General features: G+C 70.5%; 18 protein-coding genes. 10 read left to right on the forward strand and 8 right to left on the reverse strand.

What is annotated here, in order from left to right:
* Positions 1 to 3: 3 nt before the first annotated feature.
* The 5 genes from AB0F17_RS55030 to AB0F17_RS55050 are packed head-to-tail and all read right to left on the reverse strand — an operon-like array spanning position 4 to position 5435.
* On the reverse strand, positions 4 to 945 hold the full coding sequence (locus tag AB0F17_RS55030) for an ABC transporter ATP-binding protein (protein WP_358041679.1): 942 nt from the start codon (positions 943 to 945) through the stop codon (positions 4 to 6).
* Positions 945 to 1784, reverse strand: coding sequence for an ABC transporter permease (locus AB0F17_RS55035; protein WP_358041681.1), 840 nt, complete (start codon positions 1782 to 1784; stop codon positions 945 to 947). The genes AB0F17_RS55030 and AB0F17_RS55035 overlap by 1 nt, the downstream gene beginning before the upstream one ends.
* Positions 1781 to 2695, reverse strand: a complete 915-nt coding sequence (locus AB0F17_RS55040) for an ABC transporter permease (protein ID WP_358041684.1) — start codon at positions 2693 to 2695, stop codon at positions 1781 to 1783. The genes AB0F17_RS55035 and AB0F17_RS55040 overlap by 4 nt, the downstream gene beginning before the upstream one ends.
* 2 nt (positions 2696 to 2697) lie before the next feature.
* On the reverse strand, positions 2698 to 4305 hold the full coding sequence (locus tag AB0F17_RS55045; protein WP_358041687.1) for an ABC transporter substrate-binding protein: 1608 nt from the start codon (positions 4303 to 4305) through the stop codon (positions 2698 to 2700).
* A complete protein-coding gene (locus AB0F17_RS55050; protein ID WP_358041690.1) occupies positions 4302 to 5435 on the reverse strand; it encodes a C45 family peptidase in 1134 nt (377 codons plus the stop codon). The genes AB0F17_RS55045 and AB0F17_RS55050 overlap by 4 nt, the downstream gene beginning before the upstream one ends.
* Before the next feature lie 114 nt (positions 5436 to 5549).
* On the opposite strand from AB0F17_RS55050, the gene AB0F17_RS55055 reads away from it, so the two are divergent.
* Both AB0F17_RS55055 and AB0F17_RS55060 read left to right on the forward strand, forming a co-directional pair.
* Positions 5550 to 6428: a MurR/RpiR family transcriptional regulator gene (locus AB0F17_RS55055; RefSeq protein ID WP_358041692.1), complete on the forward strand. Its 879-nt coding sequence runs from the start codon at positions 5550 to 5552 to the stop codon at positions 6426 to 6428.
* A gap of 41 nt (positions 6429 to 6469) precedes the next feature.
* Complete coding sequence (locus AB0F17_RS55060; protein WP_358041695.1) at positions 6470 to 7300, forward strand: undecaprenyl-diphosphate phosphatase; 831 nt, start codon at positions 6470 to 6472, stop codon at positions 7298 to 7300.
* Here the strand turns inward: AB0F17_RS55060 and AB0F17_RS55065 are convergent.
* Entirely contained in the window at positions 7269 to 8486 is a 1218-nt protein-coding gene (locus tag AB0F17_RS55065) for an MFS transporter (RefSeq protein ID WP_358041698.1), read from the reverse strand. The genes AB0F17_RS55060 and AB0F17_RS55065 overlap by 32 nt on opposite strands.
* An 83-nt stretch (positions 8487 to 8569) precedes the next feature.
* Between AB0F17_RS55065 and AB0F17_RS55070 the strand changes: the two genes are divergently transcribed.
* From AB0F17_RS55070 to AB0F17_RS55095, 6 genes are all read left to right on the forward strand, one after another.
* Positions 8570 to 8887, forward strand: a complete 318-nt coding sequence (locus AB0F17_RS55070; RefSeq protein ID WP_358041700.1) for a helix-turn-helix transcriptional regulator — start codon at positions 8570 to 8572, stop codon at positions 8885 to 8887.
* Positions 8874 to 11408, forward strand: coding sequence for an ATP-dependent helicase HrpB (gene hrpB, locus AB0F17_RS55075; RefSeq protein WP_358041703.1), 2535 nt, complete (start codon positions 8874 to 8876; stop codon positions 11406 to 11408). Before AB0F17_RS55070 ends, hrpB begins: the two co-directional genes overlap by 14 nt.
* Positions 11409 to 11430: 22 nt before the next feature.
* On the forward strand, positions 11431 to 12129 hold the full coding sequence (locus AB0F17_RS55080) for a hypothetical protein (protein WP_358041706.1): 699 nt from the start codon (positions 11431 to 11433) through the stop codon (positions 12127 to 12129).
* A 447-nt stretch (positions 12130 to 12576) separates the two neighbouring features.
* A complete protein-coding gene (locus AB0F17_RS55085) occupies positions 12577 to 12915 on the forward strand; it encodes a hypothetical protein (RefSeq protein WP_358041709.1) in 339 nt (112 codons plus the stop codon).
* Positions 12916 to 13100: 185 nt separating this feature from the next.
* On the forward strand, positions 13101 to 13481 hold the full coding sequence (locus tag AB0F17_RS55090; RefSeq protein ID WP_358041712.1) for a hypothetical protein: 381 nt from the start codon (positions 13101 to 13103) through the stop codon (positions 13479 to 13481).
* Positions 13478 to 14248, forward strand: a complete 771-nt coding sequence (locus AB0F17_RS55095) for a hypothetical protein (RefSeq protein ID WP_358041715.1) — start codon at positions 13478 to 13480, stop codon at positions 14246 to 14248. The genes AB0F17_RS55090 and AB0F17_RS55095 overlap by 4 nt, the downstream gene beginning before the upstream one ends.
* Positions 14249 to 14318: 70 nt before the next feature.
* Here AB0F17_RS55095 and AB0F17_RS55100 read toward each other — a convergent pair whose 3' ends face one another.
* Positions 14319 to 14531 carry a hypothetical protein gene (locus tag AB0F17_RS55100; RefSeq protein ID WP_358041718.1) on the reverse strand — a complete coding sequence of 71 codons (213 nt, stop codon included), beginning with the start codon at positions 14529 to 14531 and terminating at the stop codon, positions 14319 to 14321.
* 205 nt (positions 14532 to 14736) lie between these two features.
* On the opposite strand from AB0F17_RS55100, the gene AB0F17_RS55105 reads away from it, so the two are divergent.
* The gene (locus AB0F17_RS55105) at positions 14737 to 16179 is read left to right on the forward strand and encodes an amidase (RefSeq protein ID WP_358041721.1); all 1443 of its coding nucleotides are present in this window, start codon (positions 14737 to 14739) and stop codon (positions 16177 to 16179) included.
* A gap of 72 nt (positions 16180 to 16251) precedes the next feature.
* Here AB0F17_RS55105 and AB0F17_RS55110 read toward each other — a convergent pair whose 3' ends face one another.
* A complete protein-coding gene (locus AB0F17_RS55110; RefSeq protein ID WP_358041723.1) occupies positions 16252 to 17142 on the reverse strand; it encodes a LysR family transcriptional regulator in 891 nt (296 codons plus the stop codon).
* Positions 17143 to 17212: 70 nt separating this feature from the next.
* On the opposite strand from AB0F17_RS55110, the gene AB0F17_RS55115 reads away from it, so the two are divergent.
* Positions 17213 to 18529, forward strand: a complete 1317-nt coding sequence (locus tag AB0F17_RS55115; RefSeq protein WP_358041726.1) for an FAD-binding oxidoreductase — start codon at positions 17213 to 17215, stop codon at positions 18527 to 18529.
* Positions 18530 to 18532: the final 3 nt, after the last annotated feature.

An 18532-nucleotide genomic window follows, 5' to 3' on the forward strand; every position in this document is an offset into this window, starting at 1 on the left:
GCATCAGGCCTCCACGAGGCGGCAGGCGGCCGAGCCGCCCGCGACGGTCAGGGGGCTCGGCTGCCAGGTTTCGCACTCGGCGCTCGCGTGCGGGCAGCGCGGCGCGAACGGGCACCCGGTGAACGCGTCGTCGAGCGACGGCGGCCGGCCGGGAATGGGGCGGATCGGGCGCGGGTCGCCGAGCTCGGGCGTGCAGGCGAGCAGCCCGGCCGTGTACGGATGCCGCGGGTCCGCGAACAGCTCCTTGGCCGGCCGGGACTCCACCACCGTCCCCGCGTACAGCACGTGCACCCGGTCGCAGTAGGCGGCGGCCAGGTGCAGGTCGTGCGTGATGAACAGCATGCCGAGCTCCCGTTCGGCCTGGATGCGGCGCAGCAGGGCGAGCGTCTCGGCCTGGGTGGTGACGTCGAGCGCGCTGGTCGCCTCGTCGGCCAGGAGCAGCGCCGGATCGGCGGCCAGCGCGGCGGCGATGACCACGCGCTGGAGCATGCCGCCGGACAGCTCGTGCGGGTACTGCCGCAGGCACAGCTCGGGGTCGCGCATGCCGACGGCGGCCAGCAGCTCCAGCGCCCGTGCCCGCGCCTCGGCCTTGGGCCGGCCCAGCGTGTGCACCATGCGTTCGGTGAGGAAGTCGCCGATCCGGCGTACCGGATTGAGCGACGAGCGCGGATCCTGATAGATCATCGACACCTGCGAGGCACGCAGGTCTCTGAGCGCGGCCGGGTTCATCGAGAGCACGTCGGCACCCGAGACCAGCACCCGTCCCGATACCGTCGCCCCCTGCGGCAGCAGGCGCAGCACCGCGCGGGCGATCGTGGACTTGCCCGAGCCGGACTCGCCGACCAGGCCGACGACCTCGCCCTTGCCGACGCTCAGCGACACCTCGCGCAGGATCGGCCGCCGGCCGCCCGCCTCGATCGTGAGGTCCTCCACGGAGAGCAGCATCAGATTCCCCTCACGCCCATGCGGTCGGCGAGCCGTACGCCGATCACGTTGAACGACACGACCACCAGGGCGATGGCCGCACCGGGCACCAGCACGGGCAGGAACGCGCCCTGGACGATCGCCGGCTGCCCCTCCTTGACCATGAGGCCCCAGTCGGACGACGGCGGCTGCGCGCCGAACCCCAGGAAGCTCAGCGTGGCCAGGCTCATCAGCCCCTCGCCGAACAGCACCACGAGGTAGCCGACGATCGAGCGGGCCATGTTCGGCACCAGGTGGCGCACGCAGATGGCCAGCCCGCCCATGCCCTGCACCCGATAGGCGTCGATGTACGGCTTGCCGCACTCGGCCAGCGCGACGCTCCTGGTGTACTTGGCGATCGTCGGCGCGTAGGCCAGGCCCAGCGCGATGACCGCCGTGGTCATGCCGTTGCCGAAGACCGCCACGATCAGCACCACGAACAGCAGCCCGGGGAAGGCGTACATCACGTCGGTCACCCTGGACACCACGGCGTCGACCCAGCCCCGGTGCCAGGCCGCCAGCGTGCCCAGGGCGACGCCGAGGGCCGAGGCGATGGCCAGCAGCAGGAGCGGCCCGACCAGCGAGGTCCTGGCCCCGTACAGGATCCGGGTGAGCAGGTCGCGGCCCGACTGGTCGGCGCCGAGCAGGTGCTCGGGCGAGACCGGCGCGAGCGAGGCGGCGAAGTCGACCGCGTCCGGCTCGTACGGCGTGACCAGCGGCGCGCACACCGCCGCGACCACGACCAGGGCGAGGAAGGCGGAGGCGAGCAGGTAGCCGAGCGGCCGGACCGGCCGCGGAGAAAGCGTGGCTACAGCGGTCATGCCCGCCTCCTTGCTCGGGGGTCGATCAGCGGCTGGACCAGCTCCACCAGCGTGGTCACCAGGATGTAGGCGGTGACCATGAGCAGCAGCACCGCCTGCGTCACGGGGAAGTCGTGCGTGTTGATCGCGTTGACCAGCAGCGAGCCGATGCCGCTGAGGCCGAACGCGGTCTCCACGGTCACCGTGCCGGCGAGCATGCCGGCCGTCACCAGCCCGCACATGGTCACGATCGGGCCGAGCGCGCCGCGGAACACGTGCCTGACCACGATCAGCCGCTCGGCCAGCCCGGAGGCGCGGGCGACGGTCACGTGGTCGAGCTCGCGCTGCTCGATCATGGCCTGCCTGGTGACCCGGCTGATGATCGCGAGCGCGCCGAGCGCCAGCGTCACGGCGGGCAGCGTCAGGTGCCAGAGCGAGCCGCCGCCCATGACCGGGAACCAGCCGAGCCGGACGCCGAACAGCGAGATCAGCATGGTGGCCACCACGAACGGCGGCACGGAGGTGGCGAACGTCGTGCCCGCCACCACCGCCGCGTCGGTCCGCCCGCCGCGTACCGCCGCCAGCACGCCCAGCGCGATGCCGAACACCACGAACAGCACCGCCGCGTAGGCGACCAGCCCGAGCGTGCTCGGCAGCCGCGCCGCCAGCAGGTCGCCCACCTGGTCGTTGTACTGGGTCGACCGCCCCAGGTCACCGGTCACGGCGTCGCCGAGCCAGCGCCCGAACTGGACGAGGAACGGGTCGTCCAGGTGGTACTGCGCCCGGACGGCCGCCAGGTACTCGGGCGTCAGGTTCTCCTTGCCGCCCGCCAGGAACGTCACCGGGTCACCGGGCGCCGCGTACGACGCTCCGAAGATGACGAACGAGGTGACCAGCAGCGTCGCGAGCAGGCCCGCCAGCTTGCGGACCATGGTCAGCCCTTGGCCCCGAGGTCGGCGGCCCACGGGTAGCCCATGTAGACCTGGGAGGCGGGCGGCCCGGTCACCTTGCCGCCGAGCACGACCGCGGACGGCACCTCGACCAGCGAGATCCACACCATGTCGGCGGTGAACCGCTGCTGCAGCTCGATGACGTCCTTGGCGCGCTGGGCGTCGTCGGTGTCGGCCAGCGCCTTCGCGACGAGCGCGTCGTACTCGGGCGAGCTGAAGCCGACCCAGTTGTTGGCCGAACCCGTCAGCCCGTTGTCGTAGAAGCCGATCGGGTCGGACTTGGTGATGTACCAGTCGTCGGGCACCAGGTCGACCTGGGCGCGCAGCGACTTGTCGGTGTAGAAGCTGCCGAACTCCGACGGCGGCACGGTCTTGATCTGCGCGGTGAGCCCGATCTTCTTGGCCGCGTCGACCACCGCGTTGGCGATCACCGTACGGGCCTCGTCCCCGTTGGTGGCCACCACGATCGGCTCCTTGGGCGTGCCGGCCTCCTGGACGAGCTTCTTGGCCTCGTCGAGCGACGGCGTCTCGGGCGCGCCGGGCAGTTGGTCATACGCGGTCTGGAACGCCTGCTTCTCGTACGACCAGGCACCCGCGCCCACCGGCACCTTCCACGGCCTGGCCAGCCCGGCGAACCCGGACTTGGCGATGCCCGCCCGGTCCACCGCCAGCGACAGCGCCCGGCGGATCTTCGGGTCCTTCAGCACGCCGCGGTCGGTGGGCAGCAGCACGTACACCCGCGTGGTGGGCCCGTAGGCGACGCTGACCGCCTGGTTGCCCTGCATCGCGACCGCCGGGCCGGTCTCGGAGAGGTACGCGCCGTCGGCCGCACCGGTCGTCAGGCTGTTGACCAGCGCGGTGTCGGCGGCCCACTTGAAGGTCACCGTCTTGGTGAGCGGCTTGACGTCCTTGTTCCAATAAGCGGCATAGCGCTCGATGGACAGCTCGGTGCCCGACTTCCAGTCCTTCACCTGGTACGGACCGCTGCAGGCGTCCTCGTGGCCCGGCGTGCCGTACTCCTTGCCGAGCTTGTCGACGATCTTCTGGTTCAGGACGATGCCGCCGCCGCCCGCCATGGCCTGGACGAACAGCGCGTTCGGCTTCTTGAACGCGATCGTGACCTTGCCCTCGCCGGACTTGGTGATCGAGTCGACGTCCTCGAACTCGTCGGACTCGTCCATGCCCTCGCCCGCGTGCCGCTTCAGGCTCCACACGACGTCGTCGGCGGTGACCGGCGAGCCGTCGTGGAAGGTGGCGTCCTTGCGCAGGGTCAGCACCATGGTCTTCGGGTCGGGCTGCTCGACCTTCTCGGCCAGCCACGGCTTGACCGTCATGTCGGGCTGCGTCTGCATGAGCCGCTCGCAGACGTTGGCCATGACCGTGCGGTTGTTGGTGTTGCCGTCGATGTCCATGTCCAGCGTGCCGGGCTCCTCGTCGAGCAGCCAGGTGGCCGAGTCGAGGGCGCCCGTCGCCTTGGCCGTCTGGTTGACCAGGGTGAGCTTGGCCGGGTCGGGCGCCTTGGTGGTGGCGGCCGGGCCGCCGCACGCGGCGGTGAGCCCGATCAGCCCGACCAGGGCGAGTGTCTTCTTCACAACGTCTCTTCTCCGTGCGGTCCGTCGTAGAGGTTCCAGGGCACGAGTTCGTACTCGTGGTCGCAGGGCGTGCCGGCCGCGATGAAGTAGTCGCCCGTGGTGAGGTCGACGCAGCTCGACAGCAGGGTGGCCCACCGGTTCACGGGGGGCCGGGTCTCGTCCGGGTGGGTGCAGAGCGACTCGGGGTAACCGAGGTGGTCGGACATGGCGTGCCTGATCAGCTTGCGGGCCTCGTCACTGCCGGAGGCGTGTCGTACGGCCCGCAGCCCGCTCTCCGCGCGCGGCACCCGGAACAGCGAGTCGGCCGAGCCGGGGCGGTAGACGGCGGCGAGCTGGGGCGGCATGAACGCCTGGTAGTGGTTGCCGTGCACGAGCAGCCCGTCGGTGGGATACATCCAGCCGACCGGGCCCGGCGTGGTCTCCAGGTCGATCGCGAAGCCGTCGCGATGGGTGATCAGCGCGTTGCTGGCGATGTGGGCCCGCGACTTGGTCAGCGCCTCCAGCGCCGAGTTGAGGTCGGCGCTGTCGAGGACCCGGCGCCTGATCAGCGTCTGCGGCACGCCGATCGCGTCGTCGAAGCGCCCGCCGAGCCCGTTGGCGTTGAGCGCGATGCCCGCCGAGTTGGCCCCCTGCCGCCCGACCTGACCCGCCTCGACGTGCATGATCACCGTGGGCTTCCCCGGCTGGACCACCCTGAGCACCATGAGCGTGTCGGACACGCCGTCGCGCCAGTCCCAGTTCTGGCCCGCGTAGACGTGGCCGTCGCCGGACGCCTGCTCCAGCAGGGCGAAGGAGGTGCACCCGTCGGGCTCCATGGAGTTGAACGTGGTGTCGTAGATGATCTCCCCGCGGGCGTTCAGCGCGACGACGTCGAGGAAGCCGATGCCGGCGCCCTCGGCGACGCCCTCCATCTCCTCGACCAGGTCGGGGGCGAACGCCTTGCTCGGCTCCACCCAGCGCGCCGCCCGCTGCGTCACCTGCTCCCAGACCAGGCCGCTGGAGTGGCCGAACGCCTCGGCGTAGTAGGCCAGCGCGCGGTGGATCCGTTCGCGGGCCTGCTCGCCGTACTGGCGGCCGCGTTCGCGCGGACCACCGGCGATCTCGACGACGGGCAGGGAAGTGAGGCTCAATGGTTCTCCTTGGACCGGCCGATGCCTGTAACGTTCATTTCAGTGAGGCAACGAGTCTGTAGCGGTCGTTTCCAGGAAAGAGTAATGGGCGCTACACGGGAGTCAAGAGTCGTAATGGAAAATTCACACAGTCCGATCGAGCAGCTCAGGAGCGCGGTCAAGCAGCTCTGGGACGAGCTGTCGCCCGCCGAGCGAGCCGTGTGCCAGTTCCTGATCTCCGCCGCGCCCGAGCAGATCCTCTTCTCCAGCGCGCAGGAGCTGGGCACGGCCTCCGGCACGAGCAACGCCACCGTGATCCGCACCATGCAGCGGCTCGGGTTCGGCGGGCTGCCGGGGCTCAAGCGGGCGCTGGCCGGCGAGTTCACCTCGGCGGTCGCGCCCGACGTACGCCTGCGGCAGCGCATCAGCCATGTGGGCCACGACCTGTCGGCGATCTGGACCAGGGTCTTCGACGAGGCCCGCGAGCGCGTCGACCACTGCCGGCGGCTCTATGACGCCGAGGCGTTCCAGCGCGCGATCGAGGTGATGGCCCACGCGAGCTCGGTGCTCGTCTACGGCGCGGGCGCCTCCGAGCCGTCGGCGCGCTACTTCGCGCTCAAGCTGGGCCGCCGCGGCCACCGCGCCCGCGCGGTCTCCGCCACCGGCTTCGCGCTGGCCGACGACCTGCTCTCGCTCCAGCACGGCGAGGCCGTCGTCATCTTCCAGCCCGCCCGCAAGCTCAGGGAGCTCACGGTCCTGATCGACCGGGCGCACGCGGTGGGCGCCGGCGTGATCCTCATCTCGGACGACCTGGGCAGCTTCGCCGACCGGGTCGACGCCGTGCTGGCCGCCCCCCACACCCCCACCGGCATCAGCGCCGAGCCCCTGACCGGCATCATCGTGGCCGACGCGCTGCTGCTGGCGCTCGACTCGGTCGACGAGACCCGCTCCGTCGAGCACTCCCACCAATTGACCGCCCTTCGCGAGCAACTGCTCGGCCCGCGGATCCGCTAGCCTCGCCTCGTCACTTACGCGGGCGCAGGAAAGGTGAAGTCGTGATCGGCTGGCTCGAAGCAGTGGTGCTGGGGCTCATACAGGGCCTCACAGAGTTCCTGCCGATCTCTTCCAGCGCCCATATCCGGGTGGTCTCCGCGTTCTTCGGCTGGCCGGATCCCGGCGCCGCGTTCACGGCGGTGATCCAGCTCGGCACCGAGACCGCCGTGCTGATCTACTTCAGGAAAGAGATCTGGGAGATCATCTCCACCTGGACCCGCTCCCTGTGGACACCGGCCCTGCGCAGTCACTACGCGGCCCGCATGGGCTGGTACGTGATCGTCGGCTCCCTGCCCATCGGCGTCCTGGGCATCGTGTTCAAGGACCAGATCGAGACGGTCTTCCGTGACCTGCGCCTGGTGGGCACCACGCTGATCGTCTTCGCCCTCATCCTCTGGTTCGCCGACCACACCGCCCGCAACAAGCTCACGCTGGAGAAGCACCTGAGCTTCACGCACGCCATCGTGTACGGCTTCGCGCAGGCGCTGGCGCTGATCCCCGGCGTCTCCCGCTCCGGTGGCACGATCACGGCGGGCCTGCTGCTCGACTACCGGCGCGAGGACGCCGCCAAATACTCCTTCCTGCTGGCCATCCCCGCGGTCCTGTCGTCCGGCCTGCTGGAGGTCGCCCAGATCGGCAATGGGCAGGCCCCCGCCTGGGGCCCGACCATCGTGGCGACGGTCATCTCGTTCTTCGTCGGCTACGCCGCGGTGGCCTGGTTCCTGAAATACATCGGCAGCCACCGCTTCACCGCCTTCGTGATCTACCGCATCCTGCTGGGCCTGTTCGTGATCCTCGCGGTCACGATCGGCTGGATTCCCGCCCAGGGCTGACCCTCGGACCGTCATCGGCACGCTGGGACGCGCTCTCGCTCGGCGAGTTCGACGAGCTCGCCGAGCCGGCCGGCTCCGGCCGATAGGTCACCAGCGTGAACAGCAGCGCCACCAGCCCGAGCCCGGTGGCCAGCACGACCACGCCCGTCCGGCCGTACCCGTCGAGTGCCAGGCCGCCGGCGATGCCCGCCACGAACAGCCCGACGTACTGGGCCGACGACAGCAGCCCGAGACCGATCGGCACGTTGTGCGGCACGGCCGCGACGGTCCTGTACTGCTGCGCCGGCCCGACCAGCCAGCCGAGCGCGCCCCAGCAGAACGCCCACACCAGGGCGACGGGCAGGGCGAGGTTCGCGACCGGGATGAGCGCCATGAACACCGTCGAGGCGGCGATGCCGATCAGCACCATCCGCCGCGGCCCGTACGCGTCGGTGAACCGCCCGCCGAGCTGGTTACCCACGATCCCGCCGATCCCCCACGCCCACAGCACGGCGGGCAGCGGCAGGTCGAACAGCGAGCCGATGTAGGTGTAGGCGGTGAACGCGGCGGCGAACATCAGCAACTGCGTCGTCAGCACCGCCACCACACGCCGGTCGGCCAGCGGGGCGAACCGATCGGCCAGCCGCCGCGTCGTTTCGATCATGACGTCGGGCACCACGGCGGCCACCCCGGCGAACCCGACCACGCCGAGCCCGACCACCAGCCAGATCGTCGCCCGCCAGCTCGACGCGGAGCCGAGCCAGGTGCCCAGCGGCACCCCGATCGCCGAGGAGACGGTCAGACCGCCCATCACCAGCGCGAGCGCGCGGCCCCGGCGTTCCGGCGAGGTCAGCGCGGTGGCGACGCCGGAGGCGGTCGGCGTGAACATCGCCGCACCGGCCGCGGCGACCACGCGGGTGGCCATCACCAGCGGGTACGTGGGCGCCAGCGCGGTCAACGTGTTGCCCAGCACGAACACGCCCAGCGCGATCAGCAGCACCCGCCTGCGCGACAGCCGGGCGGTCAGAGCGGCGAGCGGCGGCGAGAGCAGCGCGTAGGCCAGCGCGAACACGGTCATCAACTGACCGGCCGCCGACGGCGAGATGTTCAGGTCACGGGAGATGGGCGACAGCAGCCCGGCGGTGACGAACATACCGGTGCCGACGGCGAAGTTCCCGAGCGCGAGGGGGTAGAGCCGACTGCTCACTGGATCTCCTTTAGTTGGATGTCCATCAAACTGACGCATAGTTGGATTGTTGTCAAACAATAAGACGGAGGTAAGGTCGGACCATGCGCCTGCTCCCACACCCGGCCACCGAGGACATCCAGCTCACCGAGGTGTTGCGCGCGCTGTCCGATCCCGTACGCATGGAGATCGTCATCCGTCTCGCCGTCCACGGCGAGATGACGTGCACCAGCGCGGGCGACGCCCTCGGCGTCCACAAGTCGACCGCCTCGCACCACTACCGGGCGCTGCGCGAGGCCGGGGTGATCATGTCGAAGCAGGAGGGGCGGCTGAAGTACATCAGCCTGCGGCGCGCCGACCTCGACGCCCGCTTCCCCGGCCTGCTCGACTCGATCCTGTCGGCGGCCCATGTCCCGGTCTGAGCGGCGGCCCACGTTTGACGGGCGGCCGGTTTCCCCGGCTGATGGGCTGCCCATCCGGCATGTGCTGCCCGAGCTGCTCGGCGTGCTCGATCGGGTCGGCGCGGCCGTCCTGACCTCTCCGCCCGGCACGGGCAAGACCACCGTCGTACCGCTCGCGCTGGCGGAGGCCGGGCTACGCGTGCTGGTGGCGGAGCCGCGACGACTGGCCGTACGAGCCGCCGCCAAGCGGATGGGCGTCAGCTACACCATCCGCGGCGAGCGGCACACCGGCGCGAACCCCATGGTGGAGGTCGTCACCACCGGCGTACTCCTCCAGCGGCTCCAGCGCGACCAGGAGCTGCCCGGCGTGGACGTGGTGATGCTCGACGAATGCCACGAACGCCACCTCGACGCCGACACCGCCCTCGCCTTCCTGCTCGACGTACGGGACACACTCCGCCCCGACCTACGCATCCTCGCCGCCTCGGCCACCGCGGACGCCGCCCCATGGTCCCGCCTCCTCGGCAACGCCCCGATCGTCCGCGCCTCGGGCGCGACCCACCCCGTAGAGATCGTGTGGACCCCACCGGTACGCCCGACCGCCCCACCACACGGCCTCCGCGTCGACCCCGCCCTGCTCTCTCACGTCGCCCAGGTCGTACGGCGAGCACTGGCGGAACGGGACGGCGACATCCTGTGCTTCCTCCCCGGCACGGGCGAGATCGCCAGAGTGGCGGCAATGCTCGGCGGGATGCCTGGTGGCGTCGAGGTGCTTCAGGTGCACGGCCAGGCACCGGCCCGGGTCCAGGACGCCGTGCTGTCGCCCGGATCGGCGCGCCGGGTGGTGCTGGCCACATCGGTGGCGGAGTCGAGCCTGACCGTGCCCGGGGTGCGGGTGGTAGTGGACTCCGGCCTGGCCAGGGAACCGCGCACCGACCACGCCCGGGGGCTCGGCTCGCTCACCACCGTACGAGTCTCGAAGGCCTCAGCCGACCAACGCGCCGGACGAGCGGGACGAGAGGCCCCCGGCACGGTGTACCGATGCTGGACAGCCGCGGAACACGAGCGCCTCGCCGACCACGCCCGGCCGGAGATCGCACTGGCGGACCTCACGGGATTCGCCCTCCAGGCCGCCTGCTGGGGCACCCCGGACGCCTCCGGCCTCGCCCTCCTGGACCCACCCCCACCCGCCGCGATGACCGCCGCCACCCGCACCCTCCACACCCTGGGCGCCCTGGAACCGGCCCCCGACACCCCCACGCCCTCGTACGCGATGGACGACGGCGCCGATCGGGTGACGTGGCTGGTGACCGAGCGGGGGCGGCGGATGGCGCTCGTCGGCGTACACCCGCGCCTGGCCAGAGCGCTCCTCGACCTCGGACCGCGCGCCGCCGAGGTGGTGGCGCTCCTGTCCGACCAGCTCCCACGGGAGGCGGGTGACGACCTCGTGGAGATCTGGCGCTCGGCCCGCCACGGCCGCGACGGCTTCACCGCCCGCTGGCGCCAGGAGGTCCGCCGCCTCACCCGAAGCGCCCCCCGCCCGACCACCCACGACCTACCGCAGGACGAGCCACCCCCACGAGGCGCCCAACAAGACATGACCGACGATGCGATGGCCGGGCTGGCGGTGGCGTTGGCGTTCCCCGAGCGGGTGGCGCGGCGGCGTGGCGGCGGCTACCTGATGGCGTCCGGCACTCAGGCCCAGTTGGCCGAGGGTTCGCGGCTCGGCGAGGCGAAGTGGCTGGCCGTGGCGGTGGCGGACCGTCCAACCGGGTCGGCGTCGGCGCGGATTCGCCAGGCCGTGGTGATCGACGAGGAGACCGCCAGGCTGGCACTCCCGGTCACCACCGAGGAGGAGATCGCGTGGCGAACCCCGCCGGGCGACCGCCGCGGCGACGTGTCCGCCCGCGTGATCGAGCGGCTCGGCGCGATCGAACTCTCCTCCGCCCCGCTCAAGAACGCCGACGTGCGTGCGGCCATCCTGTACGGCCTGCGCACCGAAGACGTGCTGACCTGGACCAAGGAGGCCACCGCACTCAGGGACCGCCTGGCGTTCTGCCATCGCGAGCTCGGCGACCCATGGCCCCCGATGGACGACCTGACCGCCCTGGCCGACCGCTGGCTGGAGCCGGAACTCTCCCGCGCCCGCCGCCGCGCCGACCTGGAGCGCATCGACGTGGCCACCGCCCTGAAGCGGCTGATCCCGTGGAACCGCCGGCTGGACGAGGTGGCGCCCGAGCGCATCGCGGTGCCGACCGGCTCCCGCGTCCGCGTGGACTATTCGGGCGGGCAGCCGGTGCTGGCGGTCAAGCTGCAGGAGCTGTTCGGCTGGACGGAGACACCGATGATCGCCGGCGTACCGCTGCTCGTACACCTGCTCTCCCCCGCCGGCCGCCCGGTGGCGGTCACCGCGGACCTTGCGTCGTTCTGGCGCGACGGCTACCGTGCGGTCCGCGCGGAGCTACGCGGACGCTACCCCAGACACCCCTGGCCGGAGGACCCGCTGACAGCGGCCCCCACCCGCCGCGCAAACCCGAGATGAGCCGGGTGAGACGGAGTGCGAGATGACCGATGATCGCCTACTTGAGGCGGCGCGCAACAACGCCGAGTGGTGTGACGCGGTATGCCGCTCGCACGGATCGCCCGGCACCTTCGGCGCGCTGAGCTGGACCCACCCCGGCGTCACCCCGCCCTACTATCCCGACGCCATCACCCTCTCCCCGGACGCGACGTGGACCGACCTGCTGGACGGGGTCGAGGGCAAGGAGAGCGCCTCCGTCAAGGACAGCTTCGCGGCGATCCGGCCGCCCGGGTGGGACCTGCTGTTCGAGGCCGAGTGGATCCACCGCCCCGCCCCCGTGAAGACCGGCGAGGCCATCGCCACCGCGGCGACCGGTGACGTCATCGACTGGGAGGTGGTCCGCGACCCGGGCACGCTCCGTGACTGGGAAGGCGCCTGCTTCTCCGGGCATAACAACGACCTGTTCCGGCCGTCGTTGCTGCGCGAAGTAACCGTGCTGGCGGGCCGGATCAGCGGCGACATCGTGTGCGGTTCCGCGCTCAACGCGAGCGGCGGTGTCGTAGGTGTCTCGAACGTGTTCGCCCTCGGCTGCGACCTGAACGCCGCCTGGTCGGGCACGGTGGCGCTGGCGGCCGAGCTGTTCCCCGGCCCCCCGCTGGTCGGCTACGAGACCGACCCGGCCCCCGCATCCCGGCACGGCTTCACCCCAATCGGCCCGCTCCGGGTGTGGGTCAAGCCCTGAGCACATCCACCATGCCACCCCGGTCGAACGCCCGAACGTGACCGTCACTCTTTACTGCGAGGCCGAGCGGGGATCCCGTTCTCTCGTGCCACTCGACGCACATACGCGTCCGTGAACGGAGAACGCGCCGCGACATCCGTTGGACGCTTGCCAGCTCTGAGCGCGGCCACGATGCATCTGATCAGTTCACCTCGGGCTTGCTCATGAGCTCGCTCCGTCTCACGGTACCGACGCGTGCTCTCCACCAGCGCATCCAAGGCATCCATGTCATCCATGTCATCCACCATGCGCGACAAGGTATCGAAAGGCGGTTGCGCTCGCGGAACGGAAAGGGCTACCTTTAACGAAACAGAGTATCGATACACGGTTTCGGTTAAGCAGCCCCGCCAGGTGTGTCACCACCCAGCGGGACCTGGACCCATTTCCTGCAGGCACAGGAGACAGATCATGACCGACAATGTACCTTCCGGGCCATGCGCCCGCCTCTCGTGGTGCCGCATCCATCACCTTGCCGCATCCACCGACGTCGAACATGTCGGCACCCTGCTCGACCTGTCCGACCTCACGCACCGTATGAGCGTGGTTCGCTGGCAGAGCGAGCGCGATGGGATCTTGCGGAATCTCCCCAAAATCCGCATTACATACGGACCCGCGCATTCGACCCTGAGCCCCGCATGGCTCGACCTCACTCTGAGCGAGGCGGATATTCTCGCCGAGATTCTCGGCTGCCTCACCATGAGCAGCGCCGCTGGACTCATCAACGTCCTGTACGACCTAGCCCACTAAACAAAAGCTCCGCATGGGCTGAGATGCCCCAAAATGTGACCCGAGGGCCACATGCACCCGGGATCGAGCTATCCTGGTGACCTGCCTGCGGAAGCGGATCACGGTAATATTATGTTGCACGACCGGCAATATCTACTTGAGGAGCACCGCTGGCATCGGCAGCCGACTTCCGCACCATCACGCGAATGCGCATCCGCGAGGCCCGCATCCTGCTTGATCAAGAAGAGTGGTCGGGAGCATATTATTTGGCGGGATACGCCGTTGAGTGTGGGCTAAAAGCGTGCATAGCCCGAGAGTTTCGCGAATATTGCATGCCGGATTTGCAATTGGTCAAGGACAGCCATACCCACGACCTCACGAAGCTGGTCGTCCTGGCCAATCTCAAAGGCCCACTGACACAACAAGAACGTTCAGACTCGGTTTTTGCCATGAACTGGACGCTCACTAAAGACTGGAATGAAGGAAGTCGATATAGCATTTGGGCAGAGGCCGAGGCTAGAGATCTTTACAAGGCAATCAGCCAACGCGGACATGGGGTGCTCCGGTGGGTGAAAGAACACTGGTGAAGCAAGACATCAAAGAAGGAGCGCGCCTGATCCAGGAACTGAACGATCTGGACTTCCCAATAAGTTCCGCCCTGTGGGCGTATATGACAGACGCCGACGAGTGGCGCCTGGTCATCGCAACACCGCCACGCGCGGCTGCCGCCAGGTCAACGACGTACCGACTGATACAAGACGCGCTGATAAGGCTTGAGCTGAGCATCCCTCTAAGCCGGATTGCCTTGGTCCGGGACGACGATCCAGCGGTTCAAAACCTTCGCGCTCTGGCCGAGTCCAATAGAAGCGGCGCGCTGGGCCTCAAGTTCGGCTCGGTGAAAATCTCCGGCCAGCACGTGGATGAAGGCTACGCATATCTGCACGGGGCGCTTGAATACGAGCGTCAGGTGCTCGCGGCGCTCAGGCGAATGAGCGATCTGGGGGAGGCGTACGCGACTGGTGGCAGCAGCCTGTTCACAGACGTACCCGCCGAAGTTGATTTCGTGTTCACCAACCCCCGAAAGATAGTGCTGGTGGAGGTCAAGGCCCTGGCACGCAAAATGGAGGTGGATCACCTTCGCAAGATCGTCGCATGGCATTCACGAGTTGCCGGCATGTCACCTTTTCCGACCACATTTCTCATCGTCGCCAAGAACGGATTCACCGAGGCAGCCCATGGCTATGCGCAAGATTTCCACGCCTTCCTCCGCCTTGTAACCTGGGACGGAGGCAAAGATATATCAGCACTGCGAGAGGGAATATCAGCTTTGCTGAATGAAGAGGGCGAGGCGTAGTGGCGGTAGGCGTCGGGTGCCTGGTCGAAGGGAAAGCCGACACTGGCGATCGGCCCGCTCCGGGTGTGGGTCAAGCCCTGAGCACGTCGTCCACCGTCGGGTTCGTCAGTACCTCGACCGTCTCCACCCCCACCCCCACATCCTTGAACCCACTGGACGTGGCGATGCAGACCACCGGCCCGTCGAAGTCCCGCCCCAGCCTGCGATAGGCCGCCAGCCCCGCGGCCCCCGACAGCTCCTGCCACAGCCCCCGAGACGCGAGCGCCCCCTGCGCCGCCCGCATCCAGGGAACGCTGGCCCGAGGCGAGAGATGGTCCGTTCACGCCGCCCAAGCCTATGAAGCTCCTGCTGCGTCTCGACCCGGCCCCGTCTACGACGCGATCGCCAAGTGGGCGTCGACGCGCGGATCGAGTACGCGTTGCGGCTCGCGCTGAAGCAGGCAGGCCGGGAACCTCGCAAGAAAGAGTGAAAACCCGCACACTTTAAGCATGTTGTGGGCAGGCAGGTCCGCCATCGAGATCGCGACAGCCGTACGTCAAGGTGAGGTGACGGCCGCGGCCGTCGTCGAGGAGCATCTTCACGAGATCGCCGAGCGCGATCCGGGAGTCGGGGCGTTCCGCCTGGTCAGGGAGCGGGCGGTGGACGAGGCGCGGGCCCTGCAGCAGCGCCGCGACCTCGCGCAGCTGCCGCTCGCCGGCGTGCCCGTGGCGGTGAAGGACAATCTGGAGGTCGCGGGCGAGGCCACTCGCGGCGGATCGGCCGCGACGGCGGACACGCCCGCGCCCAAGGATCACGAGACGGTCGGCCGGCTGCGCGCGGCCGGCGCGGTGGTCATCGGCCTGACGAACCTGCCCGAGCTGGGCCTGGTCGCCTTCGGTGACAGCGCCTACGGCATCGTACGCAACCCCTGGAACCTCGCCCGTACGGCCGGCGGCTCGTCGGCGGGCAGCGCCGCGGCGGTGTCGGCCGGGATGGTGCCGGTGGCACTGGGCAACGACGGGATGGGCTCGCTGCGCATCCCCGGCGCGTGTTGCGGGGTGTTCGCCATCAAGCCGGGCACGGGGCTCGTACCTCCGCCGACGGACGACTGGGGCGGCCTCACCGAGAACGGCCCGCTGGCCAGGAACGTGCCGGACCTGGCGCTGACGCTCTCCATCCTGGCCGCCGACCCGGGCCTGGCCGAGGCGTGGCGCGGCGGCACGCGGGTGGAGCCCCGGCCGTCCCTGCCCCGCTCGGTCTGGGCCGACGACGACGAGCTGTGGGCCGCCCAGCCGCCGCCCGAAAGCCCGGAGCCCTTCGACCTGCGTGTGGCGTACGCCCCTCAGCCGCTGCCGGTCGGTCTGCCGATGGACCGGGAGTTCCAGGCCGCGGTGCGCGCGGCGGCCGAGACGCTCAGGGTCGCCGGGCACACGGTCGTCGAGCACGACCGCCGCCTGCCGGCCGCGCTGGGCCCCGCCACGATCGCCACCTGGCTGACCCGCGCGTCGGGAGCGGCCGCCGGCCTCGACCGCAGGCGCCTGGAACGCCGCACCCGCGTGCTCGCCCGCGCGGGCCGCGTGCTCCAGGCCCTCAGGCTGGACGGCGAGCGGGGCCGTGCCCGCTGGCACGGCTACGGTGCCGACACGTGGTTCGGCGACGCCGACGTGCTGATCACGCCGACGCTGGCCGCGATCCCGCCGAAGGCCGACCGCTGGGGCGATCGCGGCTTCGCGCGCAACCTGCTGGCCAACATCAGGTACGCGCCCGCCACGGGCGCCTGGAACATGTGCGGCTGGCCCGCGCTCACCGTCCCCATCGCCACGCACTCCAGCGGCCTGCCGATCGGCGTCCAGCTCATCGCCCCACCCGGCGGCGAACCACAACTGCTCGGCCTGGCCGCCCAACTCTCGGCCGCACACCCACCGGTCCGCCCCCGGGGCTACTCGAACTGACCCGCACCCACCGACCCGCACCCGCGCCCGCGCCCGCGCCCGCCGAACCGACCACGCGGCCGCGCCCCGCGCTCAGCCGAAGTCGGGCAGCCGGCGGCGGGCGTGGTCGATGAACGCCCGCGCCGCAGGCCCCGACGACCCCGTGGACCGCCAGACGAGCGCCATCCGGCCGCGCAGGCCCGGCTCGATGATCTCCAGTACGTGCAACTCGTCCCGCGCGGCGCCGACCGCCGACTCGGGCAGCACGGCCAGGCCGAGCCCCTTGGCGGCGAGTTGCCCCAGCACGTACGGCTCGCTGGCCTCGAAGGCGACGTGTGCCGTGAACCCGGCGGCGGCGCACGCCTCGTCAAGGGCGGCCCGCAGCCCGGTGCCGTGCGGCAGGCAGACCAGCGCCCGGTCCGCCAGCTCGGACAGCGTGATGGCGGGCTCCCCCACCAGGTCGTGGCCGAGGCCGACGGCGGCCACCAGCGCCTGGTCGACCACCACCTGCGCGTCGAGCCCCGCCGGCACGCTCGATCCGATGCCCATGAGCCCGAGGTCCATCCGTCCCGCCCGCACCGCCTCGATCAGGCTCTCGGGGTCGGTCTCCCGGAGCGAGATCTCCACGGCCGGATGCCGCTCGTGGAACTCGGCCAGCAGCCCGGGCAGGTCGAGCACAGAGGGCGCGGAGACCGCGCCCATCACGACCTGCCCGCGCAGCAGCCCGGTGATCTCGTCGACGACCAGCCGGGTGGCGGCGACCGCCGCGAGCGCGGCCCGCGCGTAGGGCAGCACGGCCTCCCCGACCTCGGTGAGGCGCACCTGCCGCGCGGAGCGGTCGAACAGCGGCTGGCCCAGCTCCCGCTCCAACTGCCGGATCTGCGCGCTCACCCCGGGCTGCGCCACATGGAGCCGGGCCGCGGCCCGGGTGAAGCCGGACTCCTCGGTCACGGCCACGAAGTATTCAAGCTGCCGAAGCTCCATAAGCAAACATGCTAGCAGCCAGATAATCCATCTCTTTGACTTCTAGATGAGTCGAGCGCAGGCTATACCGATGGACATGGTGAAGGGCCCGGTGTTCCGACCGGGTGATGAGGGATATGACGGCGAACGCGCCGGTTTCCAGGCACTCGCCCGCCACCGGCCGGACGTGATCGTCGGTGTGACGGACGCCGCCGACGTGCGCGCGGCCGTGGCCCACGCGGCGGCGAACGGGCTGCCCGTGGCCGTGCAGGCGACCGGGCACGGCATGCCGATCGCGGCCGACGGCGGCCTGCTCATCAGCACGCGCAGGATGACCGGCGTGCGGATCGACCCCGAGGCGGCGACGGCTCGGATCGAGGCCGGGGTGCGCTGGGAGCGGGTCATCGAGGAGGCGGCCCGCCACGGGCTGGCCCCGCTGTCCGGCTCGGCCCCGTCCGTCGGCGCCGTGTCGTACACGCTCGGCGGCGGGCTGGGGCTCATGGCGCGCCGCTACGGGTACGCCGTCGACCAGGTACGCGCCGTCGAGGTGGTCACCGCCGACGGCGAGCTCAGGGAGTTGACGGCCGCGACGGAGCCGGACCTGTTCTGGGCGCTGCTCGGCGGGCGGGGCAACTTCGGGGTGGTCACGGCGCTGGAGATCGGACTGGTCCCGGTGACCGGTCTGTACGGGGGCGGCCTGTTCTTCGATCTCGCCACCGGCGTGGTGCGGGGCTGGGCCGAGTGGACACAGGGGCTGCCCGAGGAGATGAGCTCGTCCGTCGCGGTGATCCCGTTCCCCGACGCCCCGCAGGTGCCCGAGGTGTTCCGTGGACGCCGCGTCGCCCACGTGCGGATCGCGTACACGGGCGGCGCGCAGGAGGGCGAGCGCCTGCTGGAGCCGCTGCGCGCGATCGGCCCCGTGCTCGTGGACTCGGTGAAGGAGCTGCCCTACACCGAATCGGGCAGCATCCACAACGACCCGGCCGAGCCGATGGCCTACTACGCCACCCACTCGCTGCTGCGCGAGCTCCCCGCACGGGCCGTCGACGCGCTGCTGGAGAACGAGCGCGCGATCCTGGAGATCAGGCACCTGGGTGGCGCGCTGGCCAAGCCGGGCCTCGGGCCCGTGGTCAACCGCGACGCCGAATACCAGGTCGGCGTCCTCTCCCGGCTCGCGCCGGGCGGCGACCCCGGCGAGGTGCGCCCGCTCCACCAGCAGGTCCGCGCGGCCCTGGCGCCGTGGGCCACCGAAGGTCGCAGCCTGAACTTCCTGTACGGCGAGAACACCGCGCCCGACCAGGTGCGCCTGGCCTACGACCCGGACGACTACCGGCGGCTCGCGGCGCTGAAGGCCGTGTGGGATGCCGGCAACCTGTTCCGGCTCAACGCCAACATCCCACCGGCCTGACTG

The sequence above is a fragment of the Nonomuraea sp. NPDC026600 genome (assembly GCF_040638335.1).
GTDB lineage: Bacteria > Actinomycetota > Actinomycetes > Streptosporangiales > Streptosporangiaceae > Nonomuraea.